Source organism: Flavobacterium seoulense (assembly GCF_000695795.1).
GTDB lineage: Bacteria > Bacteroidota > Bacteroidia > Flavobacteriales > Flavobacteriaceae > Flavobacterium > Flavobacterium seoulense.
The window spans coordinates 40466-57828 of sequence record NZ_JNCA01000018.1 but is presented as its reverse complement, the minus strand read 5'-3'; the positions used below and the strand labels follow the sequence as shown (position 1 = coordinate 57828).

18 protein-coding genes are annotated in these 17363 nt (G+C 32.6%); 3 read left to right on the top strand and 15 right to left on the bottom strand.

Translation table 11 applies throughout. The annotated features are described in order from the left end of the window. Nucleotides 1-38: 38 nt before the first annotated feature. From FEM21_RS10285 to FEM21_RS10270, 4 genes are read right to left on the bottom strand one after another with little or no spacing between them, the layout of a single operon-like run. On the bottom strand, nt 39-977 hold the full coding sequence (locus FEM21_RS10285; protein ID WP_035660161.1) for a mevalonate kinase family protein: 939 nt from the start codon (nt 975-977) through the stop codon (nt 39-41). A 4-nt stretch (nt 978-981) separates the two neighbouring features. Continuing rightward, nucleotides 982-1284, bottom strand: a complete 303-nt coding sequence (locus FEM21_RS10280; protein WP_035660208.1) for a type II toxin-antitoxin system RelE/ParE family toxin — start codon at nt 1282-1284, stop codon at nt 982-984. Then, nucleotides 1284-1502 (bottom strand): hypothetical protein, encoded by a 219-nt coding sequence (locus tag FEM21_RS10275; RefSeq protein WP_035660158.1) that lies wholly within the window; start codon nt 1500-1502, stop codon nt 1284-1286. Before FEM21_RS10275 ends, FEM21_RS10280 begins: the two co-directional genes overlap by 1 nt. 34 nt (nt 1503-1536) lie before the next feature. Beyond that, nucleotides 1537-2619, bottom strand: coding sequence for a diphosphomevalonate/mevalonate 3,5-bisphosphate decarboxylase family protein (locus FEM21_RS10270; protein WP_035660157.1), 1083 nt, complete (start codon nt 2617-2619; stop codon nt 1537-1539). Between the two features lie 105 nt (nt 2620-2724). On the opposite strand from FEM21_RS10270, the gene FEM21_RS10265 reads away from it, so the two are divergent. Next, on the top strand, nt 2725-3201 hold the full coding sequence (locus tag FEM21_RS10265; RefSeq protein WP_035660207.1) for a TspO/MBR family protein: 477 nt from the start codon (nt 2725-2727) through the stop codon (nt 3199-3201). Here the strand turns inward: FEM21_RS10265 and FEM21_RS10260 are convergent, their stop codons facing one another. The 11 genes from FEM21_RS10260 to FEM21_RS10205 all read right to left on the bottom strand — a co-directional run bounded on the left by FEM21_RS10260 (nt 3202) and on the right by FEM21_RS10205 (nt 15168). Continuing rightward, nucleotides 3202-3555, bottom strand: a complete 354-nt coding sequence (locus FEM21_RS10260) for an iron chaperone (protein WP_035660156.1) — start codon at nt 3553-3555, stop codon at nt 3202-3204. It abuts the gene before it with no gap. A gap of 42 nt (nt 3556-3597) precedes the next feature. Beyond that, nucleotides 3598-4341, bottom strand: a complete 744-nt coding sequence (locus tag FEM21_RS10255) for a carboxypeptidase-like regulatory domain-containing protein (protein ID WP_035660154.1) — start codon at nt 4339-4341, stop codon at nt 3598-3600. 84 nt (nt 4342-4425) lie between these two features. Beyond that, the gene (locus tag FEM21_RS10250; RefSeq protein ID WP_035660153.1) at nt 4426-5634 is read right to left on the bottom strand and encodes a BaiN/RdsA family NAD(P)/FAD-dependent oxidoreductase; all 1209 of its coding nucleotides are present in this window, start codon (nt 5632-5634) and stop codon (nt 4426-4428) included. Between the two features lie 75 nt (nt 5635-5709). After that, nucleotides 5710-6117 carry a GxxExxY protein gene (locus tag FEM21_RS10245; RefSeq protein ID WP_035660152.1) on the bottom strand — a complete coding sequence of 136 codons (408 nt, stop codon included), beginning with the start codon at nt 6115-6117 and terminating at the stop codon, nt 5710-5712. A gap of 42 nt (nt 6118-6159) precedes the next feature. Continuing rightward, nucleotides 6160-6840 (bottom strand): glycerophosphodiester phosphodiesterase, encoded by a 681-nt coding sequence (locus FEM21_RS10240; RefSeq protein ID WP_035660150.1) that lies wholly within the window; start codon nt 6838-6840, stop codon nt 6160-6162. 38 nt (nt 6841-6878) lie between these two features. Beyond that, nucleotides 6879-8684: a glycoside hydrolase family 13 protein gene (locus FEM21_RS10235; RefSeq protein WP_035660149.1), complete on the bottom strand. Its 1806-nt coding sequence runs from the start codon at nt 8682-8684 to the stop codon at nt 6879-6881. Nucleotides 8685-8851: 167 nt separating this feature from the next. Further along, nucleotides 8852-10759 carry an acetate--CoA ligase gene (acs, locus tag FEM21_RS10230; protein ID WP_035660148.1) on the bottom strand — a complete coding sequence of 636 codons (1908 nt, stop codon included), beginning with the start codon at nt 10757-10759 and terminating at the stop codon, nt 8852-8854. Nucleotides 10760-10782: 23 nt separating this feature from the next. Next, nucleotides 10783-11145: a response regulator transcription factor gene (locus FEM21_RS10225; RefSeq protein WP_035660145.1), complete on the bottom strand. Its 363-nt coding sequence runs from the start codon at nt 11143-11145 to the stop codon at nt 10783-10785. Next, nucleotides 11142-13844, bottom strand: a complete 2703-nt coding sequence (locus FEM21_RS10220; RefSeq protein ID WP_035660143.1) for an ATP-binding protein — start codon at nt 13842-13844, stop codon at nt 11142-11144. Before FEM21_RS10220 ends, FEM21_RS10225 begins: the two co-directional genes overlap by 4 nt. A gap of 239 nt (nt 13845-14083) precedes the next feature. Then, on the bottom strand, nt 14084-14644 hold the full coding sequence (locus tag FEM21_RS10210; protein WP_035660141.1) for an acetate uptake transporter: 561 nt from the start codon (nt 14642-14644) through the stop codon (nt 14084-14086). Between the two features lie 104 nt (nt 14645-14748). Continuing rightward, nucleotides 14749-15168, bottom strand: coding sequence for an IS1/IS1595 family N-terminal zinc-binding domain-containing protein (locus tag FEM21_RS10205; RefSeq protein WP_035660139.1), 420 nt, complete (start codon nt 15166-15168; stop codon nt 14749-14751). 354 nt (nt 15169-15522) lie between these two features. Between FEM21_RS10205 and FEM21_RS10200 the strand changes: the two genes are divergently transcribed. Then, nucleotides 15523-16131 (top strand): RNA polymerase sigma factor, encoded by a 609-nt coding sequence (locus FEM21_RS10200; protein WP_035660137.1) that lies wholly within the window; start codon nt 15523-15525, stop codon nt 16129-16131. 81 nt (nt 16132-16212) lie between these two features. After that, on the top strand, nt 16213-17313 hold the full coding sequence (locus FEM21_RS10195; RefSeq protein WP_035660135.1) for a FecR family protein: 1101 nt from the start codon (nt 16213-16215) through the stop codon (nt 17311-17313). Nucleotides 17314-17363: the final 50 nt, after the last annotated feature.

Below are 17363 nucleotides of genomic sequence, written 5' to 3'. Positions count from 1 at the left end.
TTTTCAATTCTTATAGTTATATACTTGTTTAAGTGTTTTTAAAATTGGTAAACTACTTCTAATTTGTAATCTTTTAAGGCTGTCTTAGCACGATCTAAATCTTCGGTAAAACCTAAAATATAACCACCGCCGCCAGAACCACACAATTTTAAATAATAATCATTGGTTTCAATTCCTTTTTGCCAAATTTCATGAAATTGTTCAGGAATCATGGGCTTAAAGTTATTTAAAACGACATGTGATAACTTTTTAGTATTCATGAACAATGATTTCATGTCGCCACCCAGGAAATTTTCGACACAGGCATCAGTGTATTTTACAAACTGATTTTTCAACATGGTACGGAAACCTTTGTCTTTTAAGTTTTCCATGAAAATATTAATCATTGGAGCAGTTTCACCAATTATTCCGGAATCAATCAAGAAAACAGCGCCTTTACCGTCAAAACTTTGGGTTGGAATTCCTGTTGCTTCAATATTATCTTTCGAATTAATTAAAATTGGAATACTTAAATAGCTGTTTAAAGGATCTAGACCTGAGCTTTTTCCATGAAAAAAACTCTCCATTTGTGAAAATATATTTTTTAATTGTAATAATTTTTCACGTGTTAAATTCTCCAGAACTGTGATTTTATTTTGAGCATATTTGTCGTAAATAGCCGCTACTAAAGCACCACTGCTTCCTACACCATATCCTTGCGGAATACTGGAATCAAAGTACATTCCGGTATCAATATCTTTATTTAAAGACTTTAAATCAAAAGAAACTAAATTCGTTTGTTCGTTTTCTAAAGTTTCTAAATAAGCAGCAAAACGTTTCAAACTTGCATTAGAAGCAATCGCTTCTGCCGAAGGATTTTCTTCTTTTTTCAATGCACCATTATAAAAATTATAAGGGATAGATAATCCTTTAGAATCACGAATAATTCCATATTCTCCAAAGAGTAATATTTTTGAGTAAAATAAAGGTCCTTTCATAATTTTATTTTAAATCTTTCAACTTATTTGGGTTTTGTCTGGTGTCAAAAAGAGCAACTACGTTTATTCTTTTAGCTGTGTAAGTGTAAAACAAAGTTGTTTGTTTGGTAACAACACATTTTAGAATTTTGGTATTTGTTGTTGATTTAGGAAAAATTTCTGGTTCATTTTGAATTAAGTAAATCGATTTGTATAGTTTTGAAATGAATTTATCTCTAACTTTTACTGACCATTTCAATTCTAAATATTCTAATAATTCAATTAAACTTTTTTCAGCATTTTTTGAAAAGACAACCTCTCTTTTCATCATCTGTATTTTTTCATGAAATCTTCGAAAAGGATAAATTCTCCTCGTTTTATTTGCCTTTCTCCTTCTTCAATTTCAAATTTTTGCTCTTCCGATAATTCATCCCACCAATCTTTTTTCTCTGAATTAAAGATATTTTTAATGGATGTAATAATAGATTCATCATTGGTTTCAGCCAATAATTTTATCAATTCTAATTTCTCTAATTGAATATTCATAACTTAAAATATTAATATTATAAAGATACAAAAATTACAATAGCATTGCACCATTTCCAATTTCGTCACAAATGTACTGCTCATTTTGACAATAGCCAACTAATTCGTCTTTAATAAATTGAAGTACATTTTCTTTGTCTTTATTTGGGTATAAAACATGCACATTTGCTCCAGCATCTAGTGTGAAACAAACAGGGATTTGAGTTTGATTTCTGAATTTCCAAATTGCATTAATAATTTCCAAAGTGTTTGGTTTCATCAAAATGTAATATGGCATCGAAGTCATCATCATAGCGTGTAAAGTCAATGCTTCGCTTTCTACAAGCTGGATAAAAGCTTCTAAATCTCCGTTTTCAAAAATAGTAATTAACGAATCTAAATTTTCGTGCGCCTGTGTAAAACGTCTTTCTGCATAAGGATGATTGTACATCAAATCATGCCCTACAGTACTTGAAACCTGTTTTTCGCCTTTATCAACTAATAAAATGGTGTCTTGGTAATTTTTGAAATTTTCATGAACTGTGTATGGAAATTCTACTCCAAATAAATCTGAACTTCCCTCAATATTTGCTTGATTTCCCCAAACTACAAGCTGACCTTTTACACTTCGGCAGGCACTTCCAGAACCTAATCGGGCTAAAAGTGATGCTTTTTGATAAAAATAATCTTCAGTCATTACTGGATTTAAGGATTTTTCCAGACTCATTAAATTCATTGCTAAAGCAGCCATTCCAGAAGCCGAAGAAGCGATTCCGGAACTATGCGGAAAAGTATTTTGAGTATCTATCGTAAAATGATAATCTTTCAGGAAAGGCAAATAGATTTCGATTCGCTCAAAGAATTTTTGGATTTTTGGCTTGAAATCTTCTTTTGGTTTACCTTCAAAAAACAAATCGAATGAAAAATTGTCTAAGTTAGTCTTTTTTTCGAAAGCTAATTTGGTAATCGTTTTACAGTTATTTAAAGTAAAACTCACCGAAGGATTTGCCGGAATCTGATTGTCTTTTTTTCCCCAATATTTCACTAAGGCGATGTTGCTGGGAGCACTCCACGCGAAATGTCCTTTTTCTATAGATTCTGAATATGGTGACGGAATAAAATCGTTTGCTGTAAACATGAAATGATAAAATTTGCGCAAAGATACTTTTTTTGATTTATTCATACATTTCTTTATTTGTTCAATCAGTATAAAGTTTTTGATTATTTTTGGAAAAAAGAAAAAATGAATAAGATCATCAAAATAGTTGTTGCTGTTGTTTTGTGTTTGGCTGTTGGTTATTTCTCCGGAATTGTGACGCGTTCAGCAATTACCGATTGGTATCCAACATTGGAAAAACCAAGTTTTAATCCGCCCAATTGGATTTTTGCACCTGTTTGGACAACATTGTATGCTATGATGGGAATTGCGGCTGGTTTAGTTTGGGATAGGCTTCAATTTAATACAGAAATTGTCAAAAAAGCATTGGTCTTTTTTATAATCCAATTAGCATTAAATGCATTATGGTCCTATTTGTTTTTTGGTTTACATAATCCATTGTTGGCAGGATTAGAAATTATTGTTTTATGGCTGATGATTTATGAAACCTATATTCAGTTTGCCAAAATCAATAAAATTGCAGGATATTTATTTATTCCTTATCTGGCCTGGGTAAGTTTTGCCGCAGTATTAAATGCAAGTATTTGGTGGTTGAATCAGTAATCATTTCTTGAATTTTTCAATATTTTCTTTTACTCTAAATGCAACTATTTCTTGAATTAACTCATAAGGAATAGCAACATCAAGCGGAAATTGTACTGAACCTTTTCCTTCCTTGTAGTTTGCTAATATTGTAGCAAATTTTTCATGACCTGAGGGAGTTGCGTATAAACCAATGTGATTTTTATAAGCAGCAAAATAAACTAAGGGTTTTCCAAAGGTTTTGTAAGCAGGCATTCCGTAAGAAATACTTTCAACAACATCCGGAGCTTCATTTTTGATGATTGTTCTTATTTTGTTTGCTATTTTCTGAACTTCAATAGGCAATGCTTTGATGTATTCGTTTACTTCATCCATTGTTTTCAAAATTAGGTTTAAAATGATTTCAGAATTTCAGCATTATTCTGTAGCGTTTATCTTTTTGAATTCTATACTTTTTTTATATAAAAAATCCATTAATACAAGATCATTCGAATTTTCGGAAATTGTATTTTTTGATTCAGGATCAAAATTACAAAACGTTAAAAAAGGTTCTATTTCTTCCTTTTTTAGTTTCAAGGTTTCAATATAGAATTTTTGGTCAAAACTAGTAGTTGCCACTTCTTTAAAGTCATTAGGATTTTTAATTTTCTCTTTTTTGTCTTTAAATAATCCACCAAAAAGCATTTTTCCAATTTTTGCAAAATCCATTCCGTTCTCTATCGTACCATCATTGACTCCCTGAACTTTTAAAGCCTTTGATTTTCTAAGTACTTCAGCTTCTTCTCTTTTTTGTTGTTCTAATTTTTTATCAAAATTCCAATCGATATCAACTCTATGAATTACCACTTCGTCAAGTTCTACGGGAGTTTTGTCAATTCGAATAATGATATTATTATTGTTAATATCTTCTAAACTCAGTTTTATTCCTTTTAGAGTATAATCTTTTACATAAAAAAGGATACTATCATTTACACTTGCCGATAGAATAAATTCTCCTTTTTCGTTAGTTCTTGTACCAATTTGAGTGTTTTTATTGATTACATCAACATTTTCAAGTAAGAAATTATCAGACATCACTTTTCCTCTTAACAGCTTATGTGTTTGAGCATAAGAAAACTGTAGAGTGAAAAATAATGATAATATTAGTAGTTTTAATTTCATAGCAGTTTCAGTATTTATAGCTAAAGCTACTCTATTTATCCTGAAATACTCTTATATTCTAGGGTAATTTTTTGTTAATTATTGCTAAATCGCATTTGCTAAAATAAATCCGCTTGTCCAAGCATTTTGGAAATTGAATCCACCTGTAATGGCATCAATATTGACTATTTCTCCAGCAAAATAAAGATTTGTATGGAGTTTACTTTCCATAGTTTTAAAGTTGATTTCCTTTAAATCGATTCCGCCAGCGGTAACAAATTCTTCTTTAAACGTACTTTTTCCATTAACCTGAAAAGTGGCATTAGTCAATTGCGTAGCTAAATTTTGAATTTGAATTTTAGATAAATCAGCCCATTTGGTTTCAGGAGCAATGTTTGAAGCCAGAACTAAACTTTCCCAAAGTCGGTTATTGACTTCAAACGGAGATTTTTTCGAAACTGTTTTTTTAGCGTGTTCTTGTTTTAAACTTTTTAAAAGTTGCTCAGCATCTTCAGTATCGATGTCATTTAACCAATTGACAAAAATGGTAAATTGATAGTTTTTTTCGAATAAAACTCGTGCGCCCCAAGCCGATAATTTCAAAATAGCAGGACCGCTCATTCCCCAATGTGTGATTAATAAAGGTCCGCTCGATGTTAATTTGGTATCTTTTACTTTTACAGAAACCTGTGTCGCAACTCCCGGCAGTTCTTTTATTCGAAAATCTTTGATATTGAATGTAAATAATGATGGAACGGGATTTACAATAGCGTGACCATAGGTTTGCAGCATTTCCCAAATTTTAGGATTGCTTCCTGTTGCCATTATTAATTTTTCGGCGAGGTAATTTTCACTTTGAGTTTCAACTTTCCAATGATTCTCTTTTTTGAAAATAGATTGCACGCTTTGCCCCGTTAAAACTGTAATTCCAAGTTTTTGTGTAGCTTTTAAGAAACAATCGATAATGGTTTGGGATGAATTAGACACAGGAAACATACGGCCATCATCTTCAATTTTGAGTTCGACTCCATGCTTTTCAAACCATTCTATTGTGTCTCCTGAGCAAAACTGATGAAAAGGTCCGCGTAATTCTTTTTCACCACGAGGATAAAATTTAACCAATTCATTAGGTTCAAAACAAGCGTGGGTTACGTTGCATCTTCCACCTCCGGAAATGCGTACTTTTGACAATACTTCTTTTCCTCGTTCCAGAATTACTACTTTTAATTTCGGATTTTTTTCTACGATATTGATGGCTGTAAAAAATCCTGCTGCACCGCCGCCTACAATTATAATGTCAAAATTTGAATTCATTATTTAAACCATTAAGAGAGTTAAGAAAATTAAGTTTTATTGTTTTTGAGTATTTATCTTTAGATTATAAAGTGGTTAATCGTCTGCAAGTTTTGAAAAATATTCGTTTATCAATGGTTTATAGGATTTTGTTATGTTTGTAGTGTTGAAATTGATAAGTAATCCTTGCGGTACGCTTAATAATTTCATGTAAGTTAATAGTTTTGCTTCGTCTATTGGGTGGAATTTTTCAACTGTTTTTAGTTCAACTATGACAGCATCATCTACTAATAAGTCCAATCGTAGAGGATTTAATAATTCTAAATCATAATAATCGATTGCAACATTAATTTGTTGTTTAACATGATGTCCGTTCTTTTCTAGCTCATATTTTAAACACTCTTCATATATTTTTTCTAAAAGACCAGGTCCTAGTTTCTTGTGTATTTTTGTGGCATATCCAATAATTTCGTAAAATAATTGAGTTACTTCTTTTTTAGTCATAAATGGAGTGATTTATTAAACTAACTTAATGTTCTTAATGGTTTAATAAATTCGATCCGGGAAATCGGAGATAATTCCGTTTACGTTGAATGATTTTATTTTTTGGATGGCACTTTCCGAATTTACAGTCCAAGGATAAATTTCGAATCCATTTTGCTGCATCAAAATTACATTTTCTTTTGACAACAATTCATAATCGGGATGAATGGCGAAAGCGTTTATCTTTTTGGCGAAAGCCAAAGCTTCATCAATCGACACTTCGGTTAAAACACCAATTTTTATTTTTGAATCTAATGAATGTGTTTGTTCGAGCATTTTCCAATCAAAACTGGAAACAATGAAATCGTTGTAATCCCAGTTTTTTTCTGAGATATAATGAGAAATTAGCCCAATTACAGGCTTAGCGGTTCCAATTCCTTTGAGTTCAATATTGATAAAACAACGCTTGTTTACTAAATCAAGAACTTCGGTTAAACTTGGGATTTGTTGTATGTTATCAATTTTCAACGCTTTCAATTCCTTTAACGACAATTGATTTACTTCGCCTTTGCCGTTAGTGGTTCGATCTACAGTTTCGTCGTGAATCACGATTAATTCGTTGTCAGTACTTAAATGAACATCGAGTTCAATGCCGTCAGCTCCTAATTCAATTGCCTTTTCGAAAGCAATTAAAGTATTTTCAGGTTCGTAACCTTTTGCACCGCGATGACCTATTTTAAGCATAAAGTTTTTTTAACCGCAAAGTTCGCAAAGTTTTTGGTTTATTCTAATTCTAAAATCAAAGCCGACTTTCCTTCGATAAAAATGGGTTGCGATAAATCAAAAACTAAATCGGTTATAACTTCTTTTGCTGTTTTGTAATTTTCAATATTCTCTTTAAATCGGTAAGTGTAGATTTCCTGATTTTCAGGATGATTATTAATGATAACCATCACCGTTTTTGTCGAATTATATCTAAAATAGATATAAACATTATTTTCAGGAATATAATGTGTGGTTTTTCCAAAATGGACTGCATCATTTGTTTTTCGCCAATGGAATAATTTTGATGTAAAATCGAAATACGCATTTTGACATTCGGAGCGGCTTTCAGGATGGAAAGCATTATTTTCATCGTTTTCCCAACCGCCGGGGAAATCTTTTCGAATATCGGCATCACCTAGATTTTGATCGCCTGCCATACCAATTTCGGAACCATAATACAACTGTGGAATGCCACGTAAAGTAGCGAGCATACTCATTGCCATTTTGTATTTTCGAAAGTCATTATTGTATATGTGGTTGAAACGTTTGGTATCATGATTTTCGGCAAAAATCAATAAATTATTAATATTTGGAAACAAAAAATCTTTCGAAAGAATATCATAAACTTTGGTAATTCCCTGATCCCAGGTGTCATCATCTTCGTTAAAAACATTTTGCAATGCATCTGATAATGCAAAATCCATCACACTGGGTAAATGAGAATTGAAATTTTGGATTTTACCTATCGAACTGTCTTTTTGCCAATAAGAAAGCAATCCCTGATTACGCATGGTTATTTCGCCTACCAAATTGAAATTTGGATATTCATCGGTAATGGCTTTTGTCCATTTCGAAATGTATTCTGGTTCAGAATAATTGTAAGTATCAACTCTAAAACCATCTAAATTAGCATATTCAATCCACCAAATAGCATTTTGACAAAGATAATTGAACACTAAAGGATTGCTAATATTTAGGTCGGGCATCGTGGGAACAAACCAGCCATGAAGGCAGACTGTTCGATCAATTTTGGAAGCATTAATGTCGCTTATAGTGCTTCTTTTATGATTGGTCTGAGTGTAATTATCAAATTGATGAATCCAGTCTTTTGTAGGTGCATCATGAACCATCCAGTGAGCTAATCCCCAATGATTAGTTACATAATCCATGACTAATTTCATGTCACGATTGTGAATTTCATTGGCTAAACGAACATAATCTTCATTCGTTCCAAAACGAGAATCTATTTGATAAACATCAGATTGCGCATAACCGTGATAGGAAAATTCAGTTTCATTATCTTCACAAAGCGGCGTGTTCCAAATGGTAGTGATGCCGAGAGATTGTAAATAATCCAGATTTTGAATAATACCTTCGATATCGCCGCCGTGCCGGCCTCCAGGCAATTCGCGATTGTATTTTTCGATAGTGTTTTGGTCGTTTTGATTGTTTTTGTTTCCATTTGCAAAACGATCAGGCATGAGAAGATAAATAGTGTCTGAAGAATCAAAACTTTTACGAAGTGCCGAATCTTTCCTTCGTTTCCTTAATTCATATTTTTGGATAAAAGTCGATTTGTCTTTCCGTTTGAATATAAAGTCAATTTCGCTTGTGCTTATCTTTTGAGTATTGATGGTTACAAAAATAAAGTTGGGATTTTCGGTGCGTTTTACATTATTGATAGCATTGCTGTTTTCTATTGTAATTTGGCATTGAGCAATATTAGTTCCGTAAAAAAGAATTTGGAGTAGGGGATTGTGCATTCCAGAAAACCAAAACGGAGGTTCTATTCTTTGTATTTGTGTGTTTAACGCAGTACTCATAAAATAGAGAAATTTGAGCTAATTGATAGCATACCCTTAGTTGACGAATGTAGCAAAAATATACGGTTTTGTGATGAATTTAATTTGAATAATTTGTTTCTGTAAACATAAAAAGCTGCTCAGTTATTGAACAGCTTTTGGTTTTACGAAGTTTTAAAATGAAGAAATTAAATTCTACCGTTTTTAATTTCGTCTACAATTTCAGGATTTAACAATGTGGTTGTGTCACCAAAATTAGAGTAATCACCTTCGGCAATTTTACGAAGAATTCGTCGCATGATTTTTCCTGAACGGGTTTTAGGTAAGCCAGATACAAACTGAATTTTATCTAGTTTAGCAATAGGACCAATGTGAGCCGAAATATGATGATTGATTTCTTTTGCCAAATTTTCTTTGTCTCGTTTCTCACCAGTTTCTTTTAATATCACAAATCCGTACAAAGCATTTCCTTTAATGTCATGCGGGAAACCTACAATGGCACTTTCGGCTACAGCCAAATGTTCGTTGATAGCGTCTTCAATAGGTGCTGTTCCTAAATTGTGTCCAGAAACAATTACTACATCATCTACACGGCCTGTGATTCTATAATAACCAACTTCGTCACGCAAAGCGCCGTCACCACTGAAATATTTTCCAGGGAAAGTAGAGAAATATGTTTCTTTATAGCGTTTGTGGTCGCCCCATATAGTTCTGGCAATTCCCGGCCAAGGGAATTTAATGCACAAACTTCCCACTACTTGGTTGTCTTCAATTTCATTACGTTTTTCGTCCATCAAAACTGCCTGAATTCCAGGAAGAGGAAGTGTTGCATAAGTAGGTTTTGTTGGTGTGATAAAAGGAATTGGCGAGATAAGGATTCCTCCTGTTTCTGTTTGCCACCAGGTATCTACAACCGGACAACGTTTCCCTCCTACGTGGTCATTGTACCAATGCCAGGCTTCTTCGTTGATAGGTTCTCCTACTGAACCAATTACTTTCAGCGAGCTTAAAGGATATTTTTGTACATAATCTAAGCTTTCTTTGGCCAAAGCTCTGATGGCTGTTGGTGCTGTATAGAATTGGTTCACTTTATGTTTTTCAATTACTTCCCAAAAACGACTGAAATCAGGATAAGAAGGAACACCTTCGAAAATAACTGTTGTAGCTCCGTTCAATAATGGACCGTATAGAATATAAGAATGTCCGGTAATCCAGCCAATGTCGGCAGTACACCAGAAAATATCATTTTCTTCGTAGTTAAAAACATTTTGGAATGTATAAGCTGTATAAACCATATATCCAGCTGTGGTGTGTACCATTCCTTTAGGTTTTCCGGTAGAACCCGAAGTGTAAAGAATAAACAATGGATCTTCGGCATCCATAATTTCAGCCGTATTATTATCTGAAGCTTTTTCTACAAGAGGAGCTAACCATTGGTCACGACCTTCTTTCATTTGAACATCAGTATTAGTTCTTTGAGCAACTAATACTTTTTCTACTGATGGACAATTTGCTAAGGCTTCATCAACAATTCCTTTTAAATCGATGGTTTTGTTACCGCGGTAACCACCGTCAGAAGTAACGACCATTTTACATTCGCTGTCGTTAATTCGGGCAGCAACAGCTGATGCTGAAAATCCTGCAAAAACTACTGAGTGAATCGCTCCAATACGGGCACAGGCTAGTGTAGTAATAGCTAATTCAGGAATCATAGGAAGGTAAATACATACTCGATCTCCTTTTTGAATTCCCTGACTCAATAAAACATTAGCCATTTTGCTTACACGTTGGTGTAATTCATTGTAAGTGATCGATTGTGAAGCTTCATCAGGATTGTTCGGTTCAAAAACTATGGCAACTTTATCTCCTTTTTTGGCAAGGTGACGATCGATACAGTTTTTGGTGATGTTTACTTTGGCATCAACAAACCATTTTATTTCGGCTTCCGCCATGTTAAAATCGACGACTTTGTCCCATTCCTGATACCAGGTAAAGTTTTCTGAGGCAATTTTATCCCAAAATTTCTTCGGGTCTTTTATGGATTTTTTGTATTCTTTAAAGTATTCTTCGAAATTACTTATTTTGTAACGACTCATGGTTTTTGTTTATATTTAGTTTGTTAGTTTATTAATTCCTGGGCTTGTTCAACGAGTTTTTTAAGCGAAAAAGGTTTGGTTACGTATAAATTAGCACCTAATGAAAGTCCTTTTTCAATGTCTTTTTCTTTGTTTTTTGCCGAAAGAAAAATCACTTTGCAATGATCTAATCTTGGTTCCTGTTTTATTTGTTCCAATGTGCTGTAACCATCCACCATAGGCATCATTACATCAAGGATAATAATGTCTGGTAATTGATTATTTAAAATATCCAATGCTTCCTGTCCGTCGCGGGCAATGAATACTTCAAAATTATTTTTCTTAAAAGTATATTCCAGTGACATTACAATATTAGGTTCGTCATCTACAATTAGTATTTTCTTCATTTTTCGGTAGTATTGTAATTGGGTAATGTAAAAATAATGGTTGTTCCGTTACCAATGGAGCTTTCAACCCATATTTTTCCTTTATGATGTTCAATTATTTTTTTGCAAATGGCTAATCCTAAGCCGCTTCCAATAGGTTTTTTTACATTTTGATTTCTGGATTGGTAAAATTTGTCGAAGATGGCTTCAAAATCTTCCCGCTTTATTTCTTTTCCATTATTGTGAATACTAACGGAAACAAAATCAGTGTTTTCTACCAATTTAATAGTGATTTTTCCAGCAATGCTTTCGCAGAATTTTATCGCATTCGAAAATAAATTATGCAACACCTGAATGATACGTTCTTCATCATAAAAGGCTTTGATTTCTCTGGAATGATCTTTAAAATCAACGTATATGTTTTTGTTTGCTATTAATTGTTGCAGCGATTCAAGAGTGTTGTTAATGGTTTTAGAAAGGTTGTTTTTAGACAGGTAAATCTTTTGTTTTCCAGTTTCAAATTTCTCTAAATCCAATATTTTATCAATCAAACGATTCAGTCTATCGGATTCAGAAATGATATTTTGTAGAAATTTTTGGCGTACTTCGGCAGGGATATTCGCATCGTCATATAAAATTTCGGTAGCAGCTCTAATTGCTGTTATCGGAGTTCTTAATTCGTGAGTTACGGTATCCAGAAATTCATCTTTTTGAATATCTTTGTTGATGAGTTCTTTGTTTGCAATTTGAAGTTGTTCGGAGATGTTTTTTAATTCATTCGAACTTTCAACAAGCTTTTTATTAATAATAATATTCTCTTTCGATTCTTCGAGAATACGTAATACTTCTGGCAGGCTGATTTTGTCTTCTTTAGCCACACTGGAAATTACAATTTTGGCGGAAGCCGTACCAATATGTCCTGTCAATAGATTTTCAGCAAATTTGATAAAACGTGCATCGGCAATATTTGTGTCTTTATCAATATTGTATTTTAAATTGAAAATAGTCATCGCGCGTTGGGTTCTTTCGATTCCTAGAAAACGCTCTAATATTTTTCGAATATCAGAAATATTTGCTGTTCCTTTCCATACATAAGCATTCTCATGATTAGTAATGTATTTGTCAATGTCAACAAACATTTCGGCATAATTTCGCTCGCGATAATCTCCGCTAAAACTTACTGAAACCGCTAAATAGCTTAGTAAATTAACAAATAAGCTCCAAAAAACAGCTTGCGGAATAGGTTCCAGATAATCTAGCCCGAAAAGCTGAAAAGGTTTTAAGAGCGCAATTCCCCACGGACCTTCCTGAACAAAAGTACTGGGCGAATTTGTGGTTCCAAGTGCGTACGGAATTAATAAAGTGTAAAAACAAACTAAAAATCCCAGAACAATTCCTGTTATCGCTCCTTTTTTAGAACCTCTGGTCCAGAATAGTCCGCCAAAAAAAGCAGGAGCTAATTGGGCAATAATAACAAAGGAAACCAATCCTATGGAAACTAAAGTATAATCTAAGATGAAAACACGGTAGATAATGTAGCCTAAAATAATGAGTGAAAAAATACCTATTTTTCGGCTAAGAACGATTCTTTTAGTGTTCTTTTCCTGGGAAATATTTTCTAATGAACCAATAAAACCGTAAGGAATTAAAAGGTTGTTACTTAACATTGTAGAAAGTGTAATCGAAGAAACAATAATCATTGAAATAGCTGCCGAAAATCCTCCTAAAAATACTAAAACGGTTAGGAAATTATTATTGAAATACTGCGGAATTAATAAAGAATAAGTGTCTGAATTGAGTCCTTGTGTTTCAAAAAGGATATTACCTCCCCAAGCAATTGGGAAAACAAAAATATTGAAAAGCAATAAGTAAAGCGGAAGTAACCAAATGGCTGTTCGTATATGTTTTTCCTGATTGTTTTCGACAATAGCAGTGTGAAATTGTCTTGGTAAAATAAAAATGGCAAACATCGAAATCAGGCAAAGAAAAAACCAGTTCAATCCGTTAGATAAATTGCCAATAGTATTTTTTTTATCGAAATTTTCTAAGACAGATGCTTGGTTGTAAATGTCCTCAAAACCATCATAAACAAAGTAGGTTACGTAAACACCAATAATTAAAAAGAACACTAATTTTAATATAGATTCAAGAGCAATGGCAGTTACAATTCCGCGTCTTTTTTCGGAAGCATCTACATATTTATTACCGTAATAGGAAGCAAATAATGCCAATGCAATACAAATGTAGGTAGTATTATCAGTAAAAACATTAGAACTTTCATGGGTTTTAGTTACTATGTGAAAAGTGTCTGAAATTGCTTTTAGTTGCAAAGCGATATAAGGCACAATTCCAAAAATAGAGATTAATGTAACTAAGGCTCCCAATGATCGGCTGTTTCCGTAGCGTAACGAAATAAAATCGGCAAGACTTGTTATTTTGTTGATTCTGGAAATTCGAATAATTCTTTTAAGAATGATTATCCAGGTAGGAATGATGATTATTGGTCCAAGATAAATGGGTAAATAATCGACTCCGGTTTTTGCGGCTAAACCAACACTTCCATAATAAGTCCAGGCGGTGCAATAAACGGCTAATGAAAAGGAATAAACATAAGGGTTGTTAGTCCATTTAGAATGGCTTCTTTTTTCGGACCAATGTGCAATGTAAAAAAGGATTACTACATAAATGGTTAAGATTAATAATAAGCCTAAACTACTCATAATATCTTTTTACAATTAAGTAGGTGATGGCAATTGAAAATAACCATGCCGAAAAAATATAAATATAGGTAATAGGTAAACCGCATAAAGGTTCTGAACTATCAAATAAGAGTATAAGCGGAATGTTCAATGCTAAAATCATTAGCATTGAAAGAATAATTAATTTTTGTTCATGTCTTTTTTTCATTGAACTAAAAAAGACAATAGCCTTAAATTACTAAGGCTATTGTGTGTTGTTATTATAAAGGTAAAACTTGTCTACCTAGTTTTTCATTAATTACAATGGCAGCTGCTTCATAAAAAGCAAAAAATCCGCATAAAATTCCTTCGTAACCTGCAATGGTATGAATTTGTTCGCTTCCTGTAAAACTTGCCGCTGATAATAATCCAAAAAGAATTACTAGTGAGCCAAAAATAAGTTTACCAATTGTGTTACCGTTTAATGTTCCTATGAAAAAAGCGAATGTAAATAATCCCCACATTCCTAAATAAGATCCCATTGAAGCACCATCAGGTTTTGTAACTCCTATTAATGGAAGTAGCCACAAAGCAACAAGGGATAACCAAAAGAAACCATAAGAAGTAAATGCTGCCATAGCAAAACCATTTCCTTTTTTCCATTCCATAATTCCGGCAATAACCTGTTGGGTTCCTCCAAAGAATATTCCCATTCCCATAATCATTGCATTGAGTTCGAAAAAACCTGCATTGTGAATGTTCAGTAGAATTGTGGTCATTCCGAAGCCAAAAAGTCCTAGTGGTGCCGGATTGGCAGTGGTGTCTTTTAGTATTTGTTCCATAATGGTTTAAAAATTTTAAGGTTAATTTTGGTTAAATAGAGTAGCAAATTCAGTTTTTTAAATTACATAAAAAAATGAGGTATATATATGTGTTAATACTATAGTTACTTTTTAAAACGTTCCCACTTTATAAGCATGAACTTATCGCCCAGCTCCGTAATAATCATTCCTGCACCTGATATGGTTTCTTTTTTCTTAATGTATTCAACTAGCTCTAAGTGATTTAGTATTTTGTATGTTGGGTGATAATTGGTATTAGCTGGCTTTTTTATATTGAAAGATTTTATCCAGTTGCTTATACTTACATGTGATACACCTAGAATTCTTTCAATTTCCCTATAACTCAATCCTTCAAGGTAAAGTTGCAAAGCTTTGGTAACATAATAATCGTCAATTTTTTTTCCAATCTTATTTACTGTAAAAAAGTAGTTGCAATTTTTACATAAATACCTTTGCTTATCGTTGATTATTCCGCTTTTTACGATCTTATTATTCTGGCATTTTGGGCAGCTGATATCTTCCATGTATATAAAATTTGCATAAATATAGTATTTTAGCAATTAAGTGTTTACAAAATTTATTTTTTATTTTTTTGAATGCGAAAAGTATGGTTGAAATAGTCTTTATTTTGTGGTAATTAAAATTGAATTAGTATATTTTTATATGAAATGAAAAAAAATATATAATTTAATGAGTATATAATAAAAACCTTGTCCTTTATGAATAAAAGATCTTTTTGTAAATGTGATTTGGTTAGTCATGTTAGTTTGGTTAAGGAAGAGTTGTTCCTGAAAACAGCAACTCTTCTTTATAAATTTGTAAAAGCAAAACGATGTTTCTTACTAGTAAGAAATAATAAAAAATAATAATTTTTGGATTTGAAAAATCAAATTTTACATAATGTGGTTCTTGATGACAATGAGCTGTGGTTAGCAATGAAAGCTGGAGATGAAAAAGCATTTTCGACTCTTTTTAAAAGATACTACAGTTATTTAATTCGCTATGGAAATTCGTTTTCTCCTTTTTCAGAAAAAACTCAGGACTGTGTTCAGGATGTTTTTACTGATATCTGGGTGTATAGAAACAGTCTTAGCGATACAGTAGTGGTGAAGGCTTATTTGTTGTCTTGTGTACGCAAACGAATTGTAAGATCGAAGGAGCGTGACAAGGTTTTTAATAAATCAAAATCGGTAGATGCAATTGCTTTTTTGTTTGATTTTTCGGTAGAGCAACAATTAATTTCTGACGAATTAACGGAAGGAAAAGTAAAACATTTAAATAAGGTGCTCAATTTTTTGCCGGCAAGACAAAAAGAAGCTTTGTTTTTAAGATACCATCATGGTTTGAGCGTTGACGAAGTTGCAGGGGTATTAAATGTCAATTATCAATCGGCTAGTAATTTATTACATCGTGCCATATTATACATTCGTAAAGAATGGAAAGGGAGTTTTGTGTTGCTTATAATGTTATTGACTAACTGGATATAATTTTTTTGAGTAAGAAAAGCTGTAATTAATGAGTATCTAATATAGTGGCTGTCCTTAATGATAGTATAAACACTTTGAAAAATGAAAGAACGTAATCAATATATTGAAATAGAAGATTTTTTGGCTGACGAATCGTTCCGATTGTGGATGAAGTCAGGAAATGATCATGATGGCTGGGAAGAATGGACTCTTGAGCATCCTAGCCGTGCAAAGCTTGTTGAAGAAGCCCGTTTATGGTTGTTAGCTATGAAAGTTTCAGAATCGAATGTGTCTCCAGATGAAGTAGATGCTGCATTGCAAAAAACCTGGATGAAAATTGAAAAAGTAGAGCAGGAACGCAAAATGGAACAAAAAATAATTCAGTTATGGAATACAAGCTGGTTTAAAAAAGTGGCCGCCGTATTAGTTATTGGATTACTTTCTTTTTATACCTACAATAATTATTTTGTTGAAAAAGGAAATTCTTATTATGAACAAATCATTGCTAATACTGATGACGATGGTTTGTTAGAACAAATTAATAATTCAAATAAACCACAAATTATCACTTTGTCTGATGGAAGTTCAGTTTTATTGCAACCTAAAAGTAAGCTGAGTTATCCTAAAATTTTTAGAGGGAACGAAAGAAATGTGTATTTGTCAGGTGAAGCTTTTTTCGAAATTAGTAAAAATCCAAAAAAACCATTTTTTGTTCATGCTAATGAAATCGTAACTAAAGTAGTAGGGACTAGTTTTCGAATAAAAGCCTATGCAGAACAATCTGACGTGGAAGTTTTAGTAAGAACCGGCAAGGTTGAAGTGAATTCGAAAAAAATGAATCAAAAAGAAATGGTTTTATTGCCGAATCAGGCGTTGCGTTTTGAGCGTAAAAATCAAACTTTTGACAAAATTACTGATATTACAAAAGATAAATCTATCAATAATTCGGTTCAAAGTATTGAGCAGCTTAGTTTTGAGTTTACTGATATACCAGTGGCGCAAATTTTTAAAACCATAGAGCAGGCTTATTCTGTAGAAATAGATTTTCCAAAAAAAGAATTAAAGAATTGTCATTTAACTACCTCTTTAAGCGATCAGCCTTTACCAGAAAAACTAAAAATTATTTGTAAAAGTATTAGTGAGAATTCCAGCTATACCATGAATGGAAATCAAATAACCATTTTGTCTAAAGGATGTAATTAATGTATCAATAAAATAAAAAAAGCGCCGATATGCTGCAACATATTCGACGC

Coding starts and splice junctions, on each gene's coding strand:
- FEM21_RS10285 (WP_035660161.1), bottom strand. CDS start 977: ATGAAAGGACCTTTATTTTACTCAAAAATATTACTCTTTGGAGAATAT.
- FEM21_RS10280 (WP_035660208.1), bottom strand. CDS start 1,284: ATGAAAAGAGAGGTTGTCTTTTCAAAAAATGCTGAAAAAAGTTTAATT.
- FEM21_RS10275 (WP_035660158.1), bottom strand. CDS start 1,502: ATGAATATTCAATTAGAGAAATTAGAATTGATAAAATTATTGGCTGAA.
- FEM21_RS10270 (WP_035660157.1), bottom strand. CDS start 2,619: ATGTTTACAGCAAACGATTTTATTCCGTCACCATATTCAGAATCTATA.
- FEM21_RS10265 (WP_035660207.1), top strand. CDS start 2,725: ATGAATAAGATCATCAAAATAGTTGTTGCTGTTGTTTTGTGTTTGGCT.
- FEM21_RS10260 (WP_035660156.1), bottom strand. CDS start 3,555: ATGGATGAAGTAAACGAATACATCAAAGCATTGCCTATTGAAGTTCAG.
- FEM21_RS10255 (WP_035660154.1), bottom strand. CDS start 4,341: ATGAAATTAAAACTACTAATATTATCATTATTTTTCACTCTACAGTTT.
- FEM21_RS10250 (WP_035660153.1), bottom strand. CDS start 5,634: ATGAATTCAAATTTTGACATTATAATTGTAGGCGGCGGTGCAGCAGGA.
- FEM21_RS10245 (WP_035660152.1), bottom strand. CDS start 6,117: ATGACTAAAAAAGAAGTAACTCAATTATTTTACGAAATTATTGGATAT.
- FEM21_RS10240 (WP_035660150.1), bottom strand. CDS start 6,840: ATGCTTAAAATAGGTCATCGCGGTGCAAAAGGTTACGAACCTGAAAAT.
- FEM21_RS10235 (WP_035660149.1), bottom strand. CDS start 8,684: ATGAGTACTGCGTTAAACACACAAATACAAAGAATAGAACCTCCGTTT.
- acs (WP_035660148.1), bottom strand. CDS start 10,759: ATGAGTCGTTACAAAATAAGTAATTTCGAAGAATACTTTAAAGAATAC.
- FEM21_RS10225 (WP_035660145.1), bottom strand. CDS start 11,145: ATGAAGAAAATACTAATTGTAGATGACGAACCTAATATTGTAATGTCA.
- FEM21_RS10220 (WP_035660143.1), bottom strand. CDS start 13,844: ATGAGTAGTTTAGGCTTATTATTAATCTTAACCATTTATGTAGTAATC.
- FEM21_RS10210 (WP_035660141.1), bottom strand. CDS start 14,644: ATGGAACAAATACTAAAAGACACCACTGCCAATCCGGCACCACTAGGA.
- FEM21_RS10205 (WP_035660139.1), bottom strand. CDS start 15,168: ATGGAAGATATCAGCTGCCCAAAATGCCAGAATAATAAGATCGTAAAA.
- FEM21_RS10195 (WP_035660135.1), top strand. CDS start 16,213: ATGAAAGAACGTAATCAATATATTGAAATAGAAGATTTTTTGGCTGAC.